This window comes from Actinocorallia sp. B10E7 (assembly GCF_039871655.1).
Taxonomy (GTDB): Bacteria; Actinomycetota; Actinomycetes; order Streptosporangiales; family Streptosporangiaceae; genus Actinocorallia.
This window is the reverse complement of sequence record NZ_JBDPLZ010000004.1, coordinates 760514-776306: the sequence shown is the minus strand read 5'-3', so window position 1 is coordinate 776306 and position 15793 is coordinate 760514. Positions and strand designations below refer to the sequence as shown.

Here is a 15793-nt window from a genome sequence, read left to right as displayed (position 1 = left end):
ACCTGACGGCCACGCGGGTCCCTTCCATACGTGATGATCAGCCGGTGAACTCCGCGAGGGTCCGCTCGGCCTCCTCCAGCCAGGCGCGGCGGGCGGACAGCGCCTCCTGGGCGTCCTTGACGCCCTTGGCGTTCCCCGCGGCCTCGGCCTTGGCCAGCTTGCCCTCCAGCTGGGCGATGGAGGAGCGCAGCTGGGCGACCGTCGCCTCGGCCCGCGCCCTGGCCTCGGGGTTGCTGCGCCGCCACTCGGCCTCCTCGGCCTGGCGCACCGCCTCCTCGACCTTGCGCAGCCGGCCCTCCAGCCGGTCCCGGTCGGCGCGCGGGACCATGCCCGCGGCCTCCCAGCGTTCCTGGACCGAGCGCAGCTGCTGCTTGGCCTGGCGGAGGTTCTTCACCGGGACGAGGCGCTCGGCCTCCTCCAGCAGCTTCTCCTTGACCTCGGCGTTACCGGCGAACTCCGCGTCCCGCTCGTCGAAGGCCGCCTTGCGGGCGTTGAAGAAGACGTCCTGGGCGCCCTTGAAGCGCGCCCACAGCTCCTCCTCGGCCTCCCGCGAGGCCCGTCCGGCGTTCTTCCAGCGGTGCATCAGGTCGCGGTAGGCCGCGGCGGTGTCGTTCCACTGGGTGGAGCCGGAGATCGCCTCGGCCTCGGCGACCAGGCGCTCCTTCTCCGCCTGCACGGCGGCCCGCTGGTCCTCCAGAGAGGAGAAGTAGGCCTTGCGGCGCTTGGTGAAGGCGTTGCGCGCCGACGACAACCGCTTCCACAGGACGGTCTCGGTGGCGCGGTCGATGCGCTCGGCCGCCTTCCACTCCTCGACGAGCTGCCGCAGCCGCTCGCCGCCGTTCTTCCAGTGGGTCTCCTCGGCGGCGATGCGCTCGGCCTCGGCGACGATGCGCTCCTTGGCCTCCCGGGCCGCGCTGCGGGCGTGGTCGCGCTGGACCTTCAGCTCCTCGCGCTTCTTTCCCGCCATCTCGCCCAGCGCGTCCAGCCGCCGCAGCAGGGAGTCGAGGTCGCCCACCGCGTGGGCGTCCACGACCGACTCCCTGAGCCGCTCGATGCTGCTGGCCGCCTGGGCCGGAGCCAGGTCGGTGGTCTTGATCCGCTGCTCGAGCAGCCCGATCTCGGTGGCGAGGGAGTCGTACTTGCGCTTGAAGTAGGCAAGGGCCTCCTCAGGGGCGCCCGCCTGCCAGGAACCCACGACCCTCTCGCCGTCCGCGGTCTTCACATAGACCGTGCCCTCTTCGTCGACACGGCCCCACGGATCTGTGGCGCTGGACACCCTTGCCTCCTGCGTCATGGCCCGAACTGTCGGTTATGTATTCCGGGCCTATCAAACACTAGCGTCCCGAGTCACTATTTCTTCGCGATCGAGACACTGTCGATTTCGACCTTCTTCTTGGGCTTGCCATCACCCTCGGGCTCGGAGCCCGCGTCGGCGATCTCCTCGACCTTGTCCAGGCCCGAGGAGACCGTACCGAAGACGGTGTAGTTCGCCGGCAGGTCGTCCCAGTCCTTGTACACGATGAAGAACTGGCTGCCGTTGGTGTCGGGCCCCGCGTTCGCCATCGCCAGGACGCCCTTCTTGTACCGGGCGCCCTCGGTGTTCTCGTTGGCGAACTGATACCCCGGACCGCCCGATCCCGACCCTGTCGGATCGCCGCACTGCAGGACGTTGTCGGTCAGGCGGTGGCACTCGGTGCCGTCGAAGTACTTCTCCTTCGCCAGGTGCGCGAAGGAGTTCACGGTGCAGGGGGCCTTCTTCCCGTCCAGCGTGAAGGTGAACTCGCCGGCCGAGGTCTTGACCTTCGCCTCCACGTCGCCGTCGTGGACGGGCTTCGCCGGCGGCGCGCCGACGTCCTTGGCGGCCTCGCCCTCGGAGGAGTAGAGGCACTCCCCCGGCTTGGGCGTCTCGGCGGCGACCGTCGGGTCGTCGGCCTTCTCCTCGTCCCGGGTGAAGGCGTAGGCCGCTCCCGCAACGCCCAGGACCACCACCGCCGTGGCGACGGACGCGCCGATCAAGCTGCGCCTCTTGGCCGCGGCCTCCTCGGCGGCGCGGTGCGCCTGCTGGCGCTCATAGCGCCGACGAGCCAGTTCCTTCTTGCGGTCCTTGCCGGCCACTGCGGCAGCCTCCTCTGATCTCCCGTGCCGTACGCTGATGATGATCAGTGCTGGGCATCGTATCGGTCCCGGATCCCGCCCGCCTCCCCGGCGGGACACGACGAACTCGTTCGCGGAGGAGCCTGACCCCCCGGTAGGCTCGGGATCACCTTCCGTGCATCCAAGCGGCCCCAGCATAAGGGCCGCATACAGAGAGGCAGAACGTGCTCGTCGCCGGGTTTCCCGCAGGCTCCTTCGCCACCAACTGCTATGTGGTGGCTCCCGCCGCGGGCGAGGAGTGCGTGATCATCGACCCCGGACAGGACGCCGCCGACGGGGTCGAGGAGATCCTGCGCGAGCACCGGCTCAAGCCGGTCGCGGTGATCCTCACGCACGGCCATCTCGACCATGTGTGGTCGGTGGCGCCGGTCTGCGGAGCGCGCGACGTCCCGGCGTTCATCCATCCCGACGACCGCGACCTGCTGTCGAACCCGGCCAAGGGCTTCGGGGTGACCTCCGCCCAGCTGTTCGGCGGGCTCACCCTGAGCGAGCCGGACGACGTGCGCGAGCTCTCCGACGGCTCGGTGCTGGAGCTGGCGGGGCTGGAGCTGACCGTCGAGCACGCCCCCGGCCATACGCCCGGGTCGGTGACGTTCCGGACCCCGTTCGAGGACCTCCAGGTGATGTTCTCCGGAGACCTCCTGTTCGCCGGGTCCATCGGCCGCACCGACCTTCCGGGCGGCGACCACCAGGCCATCCTGCGCAGCCTGGCCAAGGTCTGCCTGCCCCTGCCGGACGAGACCGTGGTGCTGCCCGGGCACGGGCCCCAGACGACCATCGGCCGTGAGCGCGTGAGCAATCCGTACCTGTCGGATCTCGCACCCGCCGAAGGCCCCAAACGAGGCTTCTGATCTTTATGAGCACTTTCCAGGCCCCCAAGGGGGTCAGTGAATACGTTCCGCCGCGCTCGGCGGCGTTCCTGGCCGCCCGCGACGCCTTCGCGGCCGCGGCGAGCCGGGCCGGCTACTCCTACCTGGAGCTGCCGGTCTTCGAGGACACCCAGCTGTTCGCCCGCGGCGTCGGCGAGTCCACCGACGTGGTGACCAAGGAGATGTACACCTTCGATGACCGGGGCGGGCGTTCGATCACGCTCCGGCCGGAGATCACCGCCGGGGCGCTGCGCTCGGCGCTGGAGCACAACCTGCACAAGGGCGCGCTGCCGGTGAAGGTCTGGGCCGTCGGCCCCGTCTTCCGCTACGAGCGGCCCCAGTCCGGCCGGTACCGGCAGTTCTACCAGGTCGACCTCGAGGCCCTGGGCTCGGAGGATCCGGCGATCGACGCCGAGACCATCGCCCTGGCCTGGGACTACTACCAGGAGCTGGGCCTGCGGCAGGTCACCCTGCACCTGAACACCCTGGGCGACGCCGAGTGCCGTCCGGCCTACCGGGCCGCCCTGCAGTCCTTCCTGCGGGGCCTGGACCTGGACTCCGACACCCGCAGGAGGGTCGAGCTGAACCCGCTGCGCGTCCTGGACGACAAGCGGCCCGAGGTGATCGCCCAGCTCGGCGACGCCCCGCTGGTCTCCGACCACCTGTGCGCGGGCTGCAAGGCCCACTACGACCGGGTGCGCGAACTGCTGGCCGACCTGTCGATCCCCTGGACCGACAACCCCCGGCTGGTGCGCGGCCTGGACTACTACACCCGCACCCTGTTCGAGTTCGACCACGCCCTGCTGGGCTCCCAGTCGGGCATCGGCGGCGGCGGACGCTACGACGGGCTGTCGGAGACCATCGGCGGCCCGCCCCTGCCCGGCATCGGCTTCGGCCTCGGCCTGGACCGCATCGTCCTGGCGATGGAGGCCGAGCGGGTCCCGGCCGTCGCGGGCACGACCGTCCAGGTCTACGGTGTGGCGCTGGGCGAGCAGGCGGCCCGGGAGGTCTTCAAGCTGGTCACCGCCCTGCGGCGGGCCGGGATCGCCGCCGACCAGGGCTTCGGCGGCCGCAGCATGAAGGCGGGCATGAAGGGCGCCGACCGCTCCGGCGCGGCCTACGCCCTGATCCTCGGGGATCGAGATCTCGCCGCCGGGTCCGCGCAGCTCAAGGACCTGGCCGCCGGCGAGCAGATCGCCGTCCCGCTCACCGAAGTCGTCGACGTTCTCAAAAGAAGGCTCTCATCATGATTCGCACGCACGAGGCCGGCTCGCTCCGGGCGGAGCACGCCGGCACGCAGGTCGTGCTGGCCGGCTGGGTGGCCCGCCGCCGTGACCACGGCGGGGTCACCTTCATCGACCTGCGCGACGCGTCCGGCACCGTCCAGGTGGTGTTCCGCGAGGAGGACGCCGCCCACGACCTGCGCTCGGAGTTCTGCGTCAAGATCACCGGCTCGGTCCGGGTGCGGCCCGAGGGCAACGAGAACCCCGAGCTGCCGACCGGCGCGGTCGAGGTCGTGGCCGACGAGATCGAGGTGCTGTCGGAGTCGGCTCCGCTGCCCTTCCCCATCGAGGGCGACGTCAACGTCAACGAGGAGGTGCGGCTCAAGCACCGCTACCTCGACATCCGCAGGGAGAGCGCGGCCAGGGCGCTGCGGGCCCGGTCGGAGGCCACCTTCCTGATCCGCGAGGTGCTGCGCGAGCAGGGCTTCGTCGACGTGGAGACCCCGACCCTCACCCGCTCCACGCCCGAGGGCGCGCGGGACTTCCTGGTGCCGGTGCGGCTCAAGCCCGGCCACTGGTACGCCCTGCCGCAGTCCCCGCAGCTGTTCAAGCAGCTGCTCATGGTCGCCGGGCTGGAGAAGTACTACCAGATCGCCCGCTGCTACCGGGACGAGGACTTCCGCGCCGACCGGCAGCCGGAGTTCACCCAGGTCGACGTCGAGATGTCCTTCGTCGACCAGGAGGACGTCCTGAAGGTCGGCGAGGCGCTGGTGGCCCGCGTGTGGAAGGAACTGGCCGGCTACGAGGTGCCGCTGCCGCTGCCCCGGATGACCTACGCCGAGGCCATGGCCAAGTACGGCTCCGACAAGCCCGACCTGCGCTTCGGCCAGGAGCTGGTCGACCTCACCGGCTACTTCAGCGGCACCGAGTTCCGGGTCTTCCAGGCCGAGCACGTCGGCGCGGTCGTCATGCCCGGCGGCGCGTCCCAGACCCGCAAGGAGCTCGACGCCTGGCAGGAGTGGGCCAAGGCGCGCGGTGCCAGGGGCCTGGCGTACGTCCTGGTCGAGGCGGACGGCTCGCTGCGCGGCCCGGTCGCCAAGAACCTCTCCGCCGAGCACCTGGAGAACCTCGCCGTCACCGCCGGTGCCGCCCCCGGTGACGCGATCTTCTTCGCGGCCGGCCGCCGCACCCACGCGCTGGAGCTGCTGGGCGCGGCCCGGCTGGAGATCGGCCGCCGCTGCGGCCTGATCGACGAGTCGGCGTGGAAGTTCCTGTGGGTGGTGGACTTCCCGATGTTCGAGCCGATCGAGGACGCGAGCGGCGAGCAGACCGGCTGGCACGCGGTGCACCACCCGTTCACCGCGCCCACCGACGACTGCCTCGACACCTTCGACAAGGACCCGGGCTCGGCCCTGTCCAACGCCTACGACCTGGTGCTCAACGGCACCGAGCTGGGCGGCGGCTCGATCCGCATCCACCGCAAGGACGTCCAGGAGCGGGCGTTCGCCGCGATCGGCCTGCCCGAGGAGGAGGCCCAGTCGCAGTTCGGCTTCCTGCTGGAGGCCTTCAACTACGGCCCGCCCCCGCACGGCGGCATCGCCCTGGGCCTGGACCGCCTGGTCACCCTCCTGATCGGCGCGGAGACCATCCGCGAGGTCATCGCCTTCCCCAAGGCGGCCTCCGGCCTGGACCCGCTCACCGGCGCGCCCACCCCGATCACCGCGCAGCAGCGCAAGGAGGCGGGCATCGACGCCCCGGTCAAGCCCCAGGGCTGACCGCAGATCACGGAAAGCGAGAAGCGGCGGGGAGCGTGTGCGCTCCCCGCCGCTTCGGCGTTCTCTCACCCCTTGCGAGCGACCCCGCAGTAGGCGTCGACCGCCGCGGGCGTGCCCCATCGGTTGGGCTCGGGCCGCCAGCGCGCGACCGAGACCACGCCGGGCTCCAGCAGCTCCAACCCCTCGAAGAAGCGGGCTATCTGCTCGGGGGTGCGCAGCTTGTAGTCGTAGCCGTCCTTCTTCTCCACGACCTTCTCCGCTTCGCCGGCCGCCTCGGAGTCGACGGTGTTCGTGCCGTCCTCCAGCACCAGGTAGCTGCCCGGAGGCAGCGCCTCCAGGAACCGCCTCAGCACGTCCTCGGCCTGCTCGTCGTCCCAGATCGTGCCCAGGACGCCCAGGATGCTCAGGGCGATCGGCTGGTCGAAGTCCAGGGTCTCGGCGGCCTGCTCCAGGATGCGCTCCGGCTCGCGGGCGTCGGCGTCCAGGTAGGCGCAGACGCCCTCGGGCGTGCTGGTCAGCAGTGCCTGGGCGTGGACCAGCACCAGCGGGTCGTTGTCGACGTAGACGACGCGGGATTCGGGTGCGATCCCCTGGGCGATCTCGTGGGTGTTGCCGGCGGTGGGAAGCCCGGTGCCGACGTCCAGGAACTGGCGGATCCCCGCCTCTTCCGCCAAGTGGCTGATCGCGCGGCCGAGGAACGCCCGCGTCTGGCGCGCGACATCCCGCATGCCCGGGTAGGCCTGGAGGATCTGCTCGGCGAACGCCTTGTCGGCCTCGTAGTAGTCCTTGCCGCCCAGGAAGTAGTTCCAGACCCTGGCCTGGTGCGGCACGGTCGCGTCGATCTCGAAACCCTCGGGGGACTTCACGGTCAGGCTCCTGCGGGAAAAGGGTTGGAAGGGATCAGGCCGTCCGAATCCGGCCACTTCTCAAACTACGCCGATATGACCCTCTTCGGAGGAGATTTAATGATCTTTCCTGGTGCCTTCGTCAGCCCGCGCCGTTGTTGACGCGGTAGACGTCGTAGACGCCGTCTATGGAGCGGACCGCCTTGAGGACGTGGCCCAGATGCTTGGGGTCGCCCATCTCGAAGGTGAAACGGCTGGTCGCGACCCGGTCGCGGGTGGTCGCGACGGTGGCCGACAGGATGTTGACGTGGTGGTCCGACAGCACCCTGGTGACGTCCGACAGGAGCCGGGGCCGGTCCAGGGCCTCGACCTGGATGGCGACCAGGAAGACCGAGTCCTCGCCGGGAGACCACTTCACGTCGATCAGGCGGTCGGGCTGGCTCCTGAGCTCCTCGATGTTGACGCAGTTGGTGCGGTGGACCGAGACGCCGCTGCCGCGGGTGACGAACCCGATGATGTCGTCGCCGGGGACGGGCGTGCAGCAGCGGGACAGGCGGACCCAGACATCGGGATCACCCGCCACGACCACGCCCGGGTCGCCGACGGGACCCGCGCGGCGCGCCCTGCGCTTGGTGGGGATGGCGAGCTCGGCCAGGTCCTCCTCGGCGCTCTCCACCCCGCCCAGTGCCTGGACCAGCTTCTGCACCACGGTCTGGGCCGAGATGTGGCCCTCGCCGACCGCGGCGTACAGGGCCGAGACGTCCGGGTAGCGCAGGTCGCGGGACAGGGCCAGCAGCGCCTCCCCCGACATCATGCGCTGCAGCGGCAGGTTCTGCTTGCGCATCGCGCGGGCGATCGAGTCCTTACCGGACTCGATCGCGGTGTCCCGGCGCTCCTTGGAGAACCAGTGCCGGATCTTGTTGCGGGCGCGGGCGCTCTTGACGAAGCCCAGCCAGTCCCGGGACGGTCCGGCGTCCTGCGCCTTGGAGGTGAAGATCTCCACCGAGTCGCCGTTGTCCAGGGTGGACTCCAGCGGCACCAGCCGCCCGTTGACCCGGGCGCCGATCGTGCGGTGGCCGACCTCGGTGTGGATCGCGTAGGCGAAGTCGACCGGGGTGGCTCCCTGGGGCAGCGCCATGACGTCGCCCTTGGGGGTGAAGACGAAGACCTCCGAGACCGACAGGTCGAAGCGCAGCGACTCCAGGAACTCCGCCGGGTCGGCCGTCTCCTTCTGCCAGTCCAGCAACTGGCGCAGCCACTGCATGTCGGCGGCCTTGCGCCCGCCCACGGTCTCTTCCTTGTACTTCCAGTGCGCCGCGACGCCGTACTCCGCCCGCCGGTGCATGCCCCAGGTGCGGATCTGCAGCTCCACCGGCTTGCCCTCGGGGCCGATCACCGTGGTGTGCAACGACTGGTACATGTTGAACTTCGGCATCGCGATGTAGTCCTTGAACCGGCCGGGGACCGGGTTCCATCGCGCGTGGATCGAGCCGAGGGCGGCGTAGCAGTCGCGGACGCTGTCCACCAGCACCCGGATGCCGACGAGGTCGTAGATGTCCTCGAAGGAGCAGTCCCGGGCGATCATCTTCTGGTAGATCGAGTAGTAGTGCTTGGGCCGCCCGGTGACGGTGGCCTTGATCCGCGCCTCGCGCAGGTCGGCCGAGACGTTCTCTATGACCTCCTGCAGGAAGACGTCGCGGCGCGGGGCGCGCTCGGAGACCAGGCGGGCGATCTCGTCGAAGCGCTTGGGGTAGAGGGTGGCGAAGGCCAGGTCCTCCAGCTCCCACTTGAGGGTGTTCATGCCCAGGCGGTGCGCCAGCGGGGCGAAGATCTCCAGCGTCTCGCGGGCCTTCTTCTCCTGCTTGTGGCGGGGCATGTAGCGCAGGGTGCGCATGTTGTGCAGCCGGTCGGCCAGCTTGATCACCAGTACCCGGATGTCCCGGGCCATGGCCACGACCATCTTGCGCACGGTCTCGGCCTCGGCGGCGTCGCCGTACTTGACCTTGTCGAGCTTGGTGACACCGTCGACCAGGGCGGCGATCTCGTCGCCGAAGTCCGCCCGCAGCTCCTCCAGGGTGTAGGCGGTGTCCTCGACGGTGTCGTGCAGCAGCGCCGCGCACAACGTCTCGGTGGACATGCCCAGCTCGGCCAGGATCGTCGTCACGGCCAGCGGATGGGTGATGTACGGGTCGCCGCTCTTGCGCTTCTGGTGGCGGTGGTGGTGCGCCGCCACGTCGTAGGCGCGTTCGATCAGCCGCACGTCCGCCTTCGGATGCGTGTTGCGGACCGTCTTGATCAGTGGTTCCAGCACTGGATTCATGATGGGACCGCGCTGGGCGCCCAGTCTGGCGAGCCGTCGGCGCACCCTGGCCGCGGACGGGGGAATGGCCGACGAGGCCGCGGAGGCGCTCGCTCCCGAGGGCGCCGGACGGCTCGTCTCCTCCGGCGTGGCCTCACCCGGGCCTGGGGTGCCGTGGACGGGCGTGACGCTCACACGCGTTCCCGTCCCAGTCGTCTCACCGGGCACCCAGCCTCCTCGTCGTCGAACGATTCCCTGGTAAAGGCCCAGTGTATCGGGACGCTTTCGGATTCCTGTCCGAAAGCCACTTTAAGGTCAGACCATGACCAGGGAGTGGATGGGAAGATCCGTGAACCGGTCCCGCCCGTTGAGGAAGGTGAGTTCCATCAACACGCTCAGACCCCGGACCTCGGCACCCGCCTGACGGACCAGTGAGACCGCCGCCTGAGCGGTGCCTCCGGTCGCCAGCACGTCGTCCACGATCAGGACGCGGTCCCCGGGCTCGAAGGCGTCCCGGTGAACCTCGATCGTCGCGGTGCCGTACTCCAGATCATAGGTCTCAGCGTACGTCGCCGAAGGCAGCTTTCCCGATTTGCGGACCGGGACGAATCCAACACCCAGTTCCAGCGCCACCGGGGCCGCCAGCAGGAAGCCCCTGGCCTCCAGGCCCGCCACCTTGTCCACCGGCCCCGCCTGTTCGGCGATGGCGGAGATCACCGCCTTGAAGGCGGTGGCGTCGTGCAGCAGGGGGGTGATGTCCTTGAACAGGATGCCCGGCTGAGGGTAGTCGGGAACGTCCCGGATCAACGCGTTGATCGTCTGTTGCAGGGACATGGGGGTCTTTCTTCCTTCCTCATGGCGGGAGGTGCATGATCGTGTCCGGCGACCGATCATGCACCTCCCCAAGTGGGCTCCGTCAGGAGCGCCTGCTGCTGCGGGTGCCCTTCTTGGGCTGCTTGCGGAGTCCGGGAGCGGTCTTGACCGCGACTGACGGGCCCGCCTCGGCGGGCTCATCCGCCTCGTCCGGCTCCTCCTCGTCGAGGTCGGTCTCGGAGCCGTCCTCCGCGACCGCGCCACCGGCCTTCTTCTGGCGCTTGGCGCTGGCCTCCCGCCGCGCGATGTTCTCGCGCAGCTGGATGTACAGGGGCTCGCGCTCCTTGAGCTGCACCAGCATCGGGGTCGCCACGCAGATCGAGGAGTAGGTGCCCACGATCATGCCGACGAACAGTGCCAGCGACAGGTCCTTCAGGGTGCCGGCGCCCAGCAGGGTCGAGCCGATGAACAGGATCGAGGCCACCGGCAGGATCGCCACCAGGGTCGTGTTCAGCGAGCGCACCAGGGTGCTGCTGAGCGCCTGGTTGGCGGCCTGGCTGTAGGTGATCTTCGACCGTTCGTTGAGCGGCTTGGTGACCTCCTTGATCATGTCGAACACGACCACGGCGTCGTAGAGCGAATAACCGAGGATGGTCAGGAAGCCCAGCAGGGTCGCCGGAGTGACGTTGAAGCCCGACCAGGCGTAGATGCCGGCCGTGATGATCAGGTCGTGGAGCAGGGCGACCATCGCCGCCAGCGCCATCCGCCACTCGAAGGCGACCGACAGGTAGGCGACGACCAGGATCAGGAAGACGATCAGCGCCTGCCAGGCCTTCTCGCTGACGTCGCCGCCCCAGGTGGAGCCGACCACCTGGGCGCTGATCTCGTTGACCGGGACGTCCAGCTCCTGGCTGATGTGCCGCTGAACCTGCGCGACCTCGTCGGTCGTCAGCGACTCGGTGGTGACCCGCCAGTTGTCACCGGCCTTCTGCACGATCGACTCACTGCCGGTCTGGCTGTCCACCGCCTCCCGGACCTGCTCGATCGAGGCCTTGGGGGCGCCGACGGTGAACACCGAGCCGCCGGTGAACTCCACGCCGAAGTTCAGGCCACGGATCAGCAGGCCCGCGATCGAGAACAGGATCAGCAGGGCGGAGATGGAGTACCAGAGCTTCGGGCGGCCGACGATGTCGGTCGCGATGTCCCCTCGGACGAACCTCCGGAGAGCGCTTGAGAACGACATCAGGCCTCCTGGGGCTTCGTCGCGCGGAAGTTCGGGGTGGGCTTGTTCAACCGGATGGCGTCGAGCCCGGACCACTTGTGCCCGGTGGCGAAGAACCTGCGCCGGGCCAGCACCGCGACCAGCGGCTTGGTGAAGAAGAAGACCACGATCACGTCGATGATGGTGGTCAGGCCCATCGCGAAGGCGAAGCCGCGGACGCCGCCGACGGCCAGGAAGTACAGCACCATCGCGGCCAGGAAGTTCACCGCGTCGGCCACCAGGATGGTGCGCCGGGCGCGCTTCCAGGACACCTCGACCGAGGGCCGCAGCGGGCGGCCGAGCTTGAGCTCGTCCCGCAGCCGTTCGAAGTAGACGATGAACGAGTCCGCGGTGATGCCGATCGAGACGATCAGACCGATGATGTGCGGCAGCGAGAGCCGGAATCCGAGGTTCTCGCCCAGGATCACCACCGACAGGTAGGTGATCGCCGCGGCGATCCCGAGGCTGAGCACCGCGACCAGGCCGAGCGCCCGGTAGTACAGGAAGCAGTACACCACCACGAGGATCAGGCCGATCGCGCCGGCGATGAGGCCGCCTCGCAGCTGGTCGGCGCCGAGCGAGGAGGAGATCGACTCGACGGTGCGCTTGTCCTCGGGGAACTTCAGCGGCAGCGCGCCGTACTTGAGCACCTGGGCCAGGTTCTCGGCGTACTCCTGGTTGAAGTCGGTCCCGCCGGAGATGCTGGCGGTGCCGCCCAGGATCGCGCCCTGGTTGATCGAGGGGGCCGACATGACCTGGCCGTCCAGCACGATCGCGATCTGCGCCTCGGGCGAGTAGGGGTTGCTCCGGTAGGCCTGGTCGGCCTCCTTGGTGAGCTGGCCGAACTGGTCGGCGCCCTTCTTCTTGAACTGCAGGGCCACCTCCCAGCCGGTCTGGCCCGACTGGGCGTTCGGCGGCTGGGCCGCGGCCTGGTCGACCTCGGTGCCGTGCACCCGGGTCGGGCCCAGGATGTACTTGTAGGAGCCGTCGGTCTCGCAGGCCACCACGTACTTGGCGTTAGCGTCGTCGGCGCCGGGCACCTTGGTGCCGTTGGGGCCGCAGGTCGTCTCCTTGTAGAGCGCGACGACCTTCTTGTCGTCGACCTTCGAGAAGTCCTCGCCTGCGTCGTCCCCCGGCTCGTCCTTCTTCTCGTCGGACTTCTCCGGGGAGGGCGTCTTGCTGGGCGAGGCGCTCGGGCTCGTGGTCGGCTCGGCGACCAGGGCCCCCGAGAGCGCCCGGTTGTTGCCCGACGGCTTCGCGGAGGGCTCGGCCGAGGGGCCGGGCGGCGCGACGGACGGGCTCCTCGTGGGGCTGGTGCTCGGGTCGGCGCTCGGCTCGGCGGTCGGCGCGAGGGAGGTCGAGCCGACCCCGCTCACCAGCACCTGGCGGAACTGCAGCTGGGCCGTGGTGCCGACCAGGTCGATGATCTGCTTCTGGTCGTTCTCGTCTCCGGGGACGGAGACCACGATGACGTTGTCGCCCTGCTTGGTGACTTCGGCGTCGGTGAGGCCCGACCCGTTCACCCGGTCGCGGATGATCTTGATGGCCTGGTCCATCTGCTCCGCGGGAGCGCTCTTGCCGCTCTCGGTCTGCGCCGTCATCGTGACGGTCGTGCCACCCGCGAGGTCAAGGCCGAGTTTGGGAGTCGTCGTACCCTGCAGGAACATCACTCCGGTCAGCAGCCCGAGCACGGCGAAGAGCACCACGAGCGTACGGACCGGATTGGGGACGTTTCGGTTGGACGCCACTGGTCGTCAATTCTTCCGTAGGGAGCCTTCTTCAGGCCTTGTCGACTGCCTGCGAGGACTCGGAGGAGGGTTCACCGTCCTTGGACTTGGACAGCTCGACCTTGCCCTCCTCGCCGGACTCCTCGCCGGCCTCCTCGCCCTCTTCGACGTAGTCGGTCTCCTCGACCACCCGCATGACCGCCTGGGCCAGAAGCCGGATCTCGACGCCCTCGGCGATCTCCAGCAGGAGGTCGCCCTCGTCGTTGTCCAGGACGGTGCCGTAGATGCCGCCGGCCGTCACGATCCGGGTGCCGGGCTGCAGGCTCTGCTGCATCTTCTGCTGTTCCTGCTGACGCTTCTTCTGCGGGCGGATCAGGAAGAAGTAGAACGCCACCGCGATGAGGATCAGCGGGAGGAAGGAGGCGAGCGCATTACCCTGCTGCTCTGCTGCGAGAATCGACATATCGTCCTGTTTCTGGTCTCTTGGTCAGGCTGGTTGCCGGTGACCAAGTCCCGGAGTGTAGAGAGTGGAAGTCCCACCGGCAAAGACGTGACGACTCAACCCGCCGCGAAGTTCCCGGAACTCAGCGGTCAGGCTAGTCGCCTTCCCCGCCCACGTCGAACAGCGTCGAGACGGGCGCGGCGCCCGTGCCCATGGGGGGCCCCGCGGACGGGGGCGGCGTCAGCCCCAGGTGCTCCCAGGCGGCGGGGGTGGCGATCCGGCCCCGGGCGGTGCGGGCCAGCAGCCCCTGGCGCACCAGGAAAGGCTCGGCGACGACCTCCACGGTCTCGGGCTCCTCGCCCACGCTGACCGCCAGGGTCGACAGGCCGACCGGGCCTCCGCCGAACTTGGTCAGCAGCGCCCTCAGCACCGCCCGGTCCAGCCGGTCCAAGCCCTGCTCGTCCACCTCGTACAGGTTCAGCGCCGCCCTGGCCAGCTCCCTGGTGACCAGCCCGTCGGCCCTGACCTCGGCGTAGTCGCGCACCCGGCGCAGCAGCCGGTTGGCGATGCGGGGGGTGCCGCGGGAGCGGAAGGCGACCTCGGCCGCGGCCTCGTCGTCGATCCGCACGCCCAGCAGCCCTGCCGAACGACGGACGATCACCTCGAGCTCGCCCGGCTCGTAGAAGTCCATGTGGGCGACGAAGCCGAACCTGTCGCGCAGCGGCCCGGGCAGCATGCCGGCCCGGGTGGTCGCGCCGACCAGGGTGAAGGGCGCGATGTCCAGCGGGATCGCGGTGGCGCCCGGGCCCTTGCCGACCACCACGTCGACCCGGAAGTCCTCCATCGCCAGGTAGAGCATCTCCTCGGCGGGCCGGGCCATGCGGTGGATCTCGTCGAGGAAGAGCACCTCGCCCTCGCTGAGCGTGGACAGCACCGCGGCGAGGTCTCCGGCGCGCTCGATGGCCGGGCCCGAGGTGATGCGCAGCGGCCTGCCCAGCTCCGCGGCGATGATCATGGCGAGGGTGGTCTTGCCCAGGCCGGGACCGCCCGACAGCAGCACGTGGTCGGGGGTCCTGCCCCGGCGCAGGGCACTGTGCAGGACCAGGGACAGCTGCTCGCGCACCCGCTCCTGGCCGATGAAGTCGTCGAGCTGCTTGGGCCGCAGCGCGGCGTCGATCGCCTGGTCCTCGACGCTCTGCTCGGCGGAGACGAGCCGTTCCTCGTTCACGGGCGGCTCAGCTTCCGCAGGGCGGCCTTGAGCAGGTCGGGGATCGGGGGCACCTGCTCGCCGTCCAGCTCGTCGGCGACCGCGGCGACCGCGGCGTCGGCGTCGCGGGCGGCCCAGCCCAGACTCTGCAGGCCGGCCGCCACCTGCTCGCGCCACGGCTGCACCCGCTGCCGCGGCACCTGCTCGTCGGCGGCGGCGCCGACCGGCATCCCCAGCTTGTCCTTGAGCTCCAGGATGATCTTCTGGGCGCCCTTGGGGCCGATGCCGGGAACCAGGGTCAGCGCGCGAGCGTCGCCCGTGGCCACGGCCCGCCGGATCGCATTCGGGCTGTGCGTGGCCAGCATGGCCAGCGCCACCTTGGGCCCGACGCCGCTGGCCGTCTGCACCAGCTCGAAGACCACCCGCTCGTCGTCGTCGGCGAAGCCGTAGAGGGTCAGCGAGTCCTCGCGCACCACCAGTGAGGTGGCCAGCCGGGCCTGCTCCCCCGGCGTGAGCGCGGCGGCGGTGTGCGGTGTGCACAGGACCGACAGGCCCACCCCGCCGACCTCCACCACGGCGCCCTCGGCGCCGGTGGAGTCCACCCTGCCGCTGATGAAGGCGATCATCGCCTGGCTCCCCTTCCTCGCCGGACGGCGGCGGCGAGCCTGGCCTGGGCGTCGCCCCGCCACACATGACAGATGGCCAGCGCCAGCGCGTCCGCCGCGTCCGCGGGCTTCGGCGCGGCGCTCAGCCGCAGCAGCCTGGTGACCATCAGGGTGACCTGCGCCTTGTCCGCCCGGCCGCTGCCGGTGATCGCGGCCTTGGCCTCACTGGGGGTGTGCGTGGCGACCGGCAGGCCCCGCCGGGCCGCGCAGAGCATCGCCACCCCGGCGGCCTGCGCCGTGCCGATCACGGTGCTGACATTGTGCTGGGCGAAGACCCGCTCGACGGCCACGGCCTCGGGCGAGAACTCCTCGAGGACCCGCTCCAGGCCCTGCTCGATGCGCAGCAGCCGCTCGGCCGGGTCCAGGTCGGCGTCGGTGCGGATGACCCCGACGTGCACCAGGGTCAGCGGCGCTCCGGGGACGCCCTCCACGACGCCCACGCCGCAACGGGTGAGCCCCGGGTCCACTCCCAGCACCCGCAACGGCCCACCCCTGATCATCGTCCGAACACCA

Annotated in this window: 14 protein-coding genes; 3 read left to right on the top strand and 11 right to left on the bottom strand. The window is 70.0% G+C overall.

What is annotated here, in order from left to right; translation table 11 throughout:
• Positions 1–37: 37 nt before the first annotated feature.
• Together ABGB12_RS17495 and ABGB12_RS17490 are read right to left on the bottom strand one after the other, a co-directional pair.
• Complete coding sequence (locus ABGB12_RS17495; RefSeq protein ID WP_347679082.1) at positions 38–1294, bottom strand: DUF349 domain-containing protein; 1257 nt, start codon at positions 1292–1294, stop codon at positions 38–40.
• Between the two features lie 56 nt (positions 1295–1350).
• A complete protein-coding gene (locus ABGB12_RS17490; protein WP_347679080.1) occupies positions 1351–2115 on the bottom strand; it encodes a peptidylprolyl isomerase in 765 nt (254 codons plus the stop codon).
• Between the two features lie 203 nt (positions 2116–2318).
• On the opposite strand from ABGB12_RS17490, the gene ABGB12_RS17485 reads away from it, so the two are divergent.
• The 3 genes from ABGB12_RS17485 to aspS are packed head-to-tail and all read left to right on the top strand — an operon-like array spanning position 2319 to position 6021.
• On the top strand, positions 2319–3005 hold the full coding sequence (locus tag ABGB12_RS17485; protein ID WP_347679078.1) for an MBL fold metallo-hydrolase: 687 nt from the start codon (positions 2319–2321) through the stop codon (positions 3003–3005).
• Between the two features lie 5 nt (positions 3006–3010).
• Complete coding sequence (hisS, locus tag ABGB12_RS17480; RefSeq protein WP_347679076.1) at positions 3011–4273, top strand: histidine--tRNA ligase; 1263 nt, start codon at positions 3011–3013, stop codon at positions 4271–4273.
• On the top strand, positions 4270–6021 hold the full coding sequence (gene aspS / locus ABGB12_RS17475) for an aspartate--tRNA ligase (RefSeq protein ID WP_347679074.1): 1752 nt from the start codon (positions 4270–4272) through the stop codon (positions 6019–6021). Before hisS ends, aspS begins: the two co-directional genes overlap by 4 nt.
• 65 nt (positions 6022–6086) lie before the next feature.
• Here the strand turns inward: aspS and ABGB12_RS17470 are convergent, their stop codons facing one another.
• From ABGB12_RS17470 to ruvC, 9 genes are all read right to left on the bottom strand, one after another.
• Entirely contained in the window at positions 6087–6887 is an 801-nt protein-coding gene (locus tag ABGB12_RS17470; protein ID WP_347679072.1) for an SAM-dependent methyltransferase, read from the bottom strand.
• 121 nt (positions 6888–7008) lie between these two features.
• Positions 7009–9186, bottom strand: coding sequence for a bifunctional (p)ppGpp synthetase/guanosine-3',5'-bis(diphosphate) 3'-pyrophosphohydrolase (locus ABGB12_RS17465; protein ID WP_347679204.1), 2178 nt, complete (start codon positions 9184–9186; stop codon positions 7009–7011).
• A gap of 294 nt (positions 9187–9480) precedes the next feature.
• The gene (locus ABGB12_RS17460) at positions 9481–9999 is read right to left on the bottom strand and encodes an adenine phosphoribosyltransferase (protein ID WP_347679070.1); all 519 of its coding nucleotides are present in this window, start codon (positions 9997–9999) and stop codon (positions 9481–9483) included.
• Positions 10000–10081: 82 nt separating this feature from the next.
• Positions 10082–11221 carry a protein translocase subunit SecF gene (gene secF, locus ABGB12_RS17455; protein ID WP_347679068.1) on the bottom strand — a complete coding sequence of 380 codons (1140 nt, stop codon included), beginning with the start codon at positions 11219–11221 and terminating at the stop codon, positions 10082–10084.
• Positions 11221–12987 (bottom strand): protein translocase subunit SecD, encoded by a 1767-nt coding sequence (gene secD, locus ABGB12_RS17450; protein ID WP_347679066.1) that lies wholly within the window; start codon positions 12985–12987, stop codon positions 11221–11223. The genes secF and secD overlap by 1 nt, the downstream gene beginning before the upstream one ends.
• 31 nt (positions 12988–13018) lie before the next feature.
• Positions 13019–13429, bottom strand: coding sequence for a preprotein translocase subunit YajC (yajC, locus tag ABGB12_RS17445; protein WP_347679064.1), 411 nt, complete (start codon positions 13427–13429; stop codon positions 13019–13021).
• Positions 13430–13562: 133 nt separating this feature from the next.
• Positions 13563–14636: a Holliday junction branch migration DNA helicase RuvB gene (gene ruvB, locus ABGB12_RS17440; protein WP_347679062.1), complete on the bottom strand. Its 1074-nt coding sequence runs from the start codon at positions 14634–14636 to the stop codon at positions 13563–13565.
• Positions 14633–15241 carry a Holliday junction branch migration protein RuvA gene (gene ruvA / locus ABGB12_RS17435; protein WP_347679060.1) on the bottom strand — a complete coding sequence of 203 codons (609 nt, stop codon included), beginning with the start codon at positions 15239–15241 and terminating at the stop codon, positions 14633–14635. The genes ruvB and ruvA overlap by 4 nt, the downstream gene beginning before the upstream one ends.
• On the bottom strand, positions 15238–15762 hold the full coding sequence (gene ruvC / locus ABGB12_RS17430) for a crossover junction endodeoxyribonuclease RuvC (RefSeq protein WP_347679202.1): 525 nt from the start codon (positions 15760–15762) through the stop codon (positions 15238–15240). Before ruvC ends, ruvA begins: the two co-directional genes overlap by 4 nt.
• Positions 15763–15793 lie beyond the last annotated feature (31 nt).

Bases quoted from the DNA above. Each gene is read 5' to 3' on its own strand.
- ABGB12_RS17495 (WP_347679082.1), bottom strand. From the start codon at position 1,294: ATGACGCAGGAGGCAAGGGTGTCCAGCGCCACAGATCCGTGGGGCCGT.
- hisS (WP_347679076.1), top strand. From the start codon at position 3,011: ATGAGCACTTTCCAGGCCCCCAAGGGGGTCAGTGAATACGTTCCGCCG.
- aspS (WP_347679074.1), top strand. From the start codon at position 4,270: ATGATTCGCACGCACGAGGCCGGCTCGCTCCGGGCGGAGCACGCCGGC.
- ABGB12_RS17465 (WP_347679204.1), bottom strand. From the start codon at position 9,186: ATGAATCCAGTGCTGGAACCACTGATCAAGACGGTCCGCAACACGCAT.
- ABGB12_RS17460 (WP_347679070.1), bottom strand. From the start codon at position 9,999: ATGTCCCTGCAACAGACGATCAACGCGTTGATCCGGGACGTTCCCGAC.
- secF (WP_347679068.1), bottom strand. From the start codon at position 11,221: ATGTCGTTCTCAAGCGCTCTCCGGAGGTTCGTCCGAGGGGACATCGCG.
- yajC (WP_347679064.1), bottom strand. From the start codon at position 13,429: ATGTCGATTCTCGCAGCAGAGCAGCAGGGTAATGCGCTCGCCTCCTTC.
- ruvA (WP_347679060.1), bottom strand. From the start codon at position 15,241: ATGATCGCCTTCATCAGCGGCAGGGTGGACTCCACCGGCGCCGAGGGC.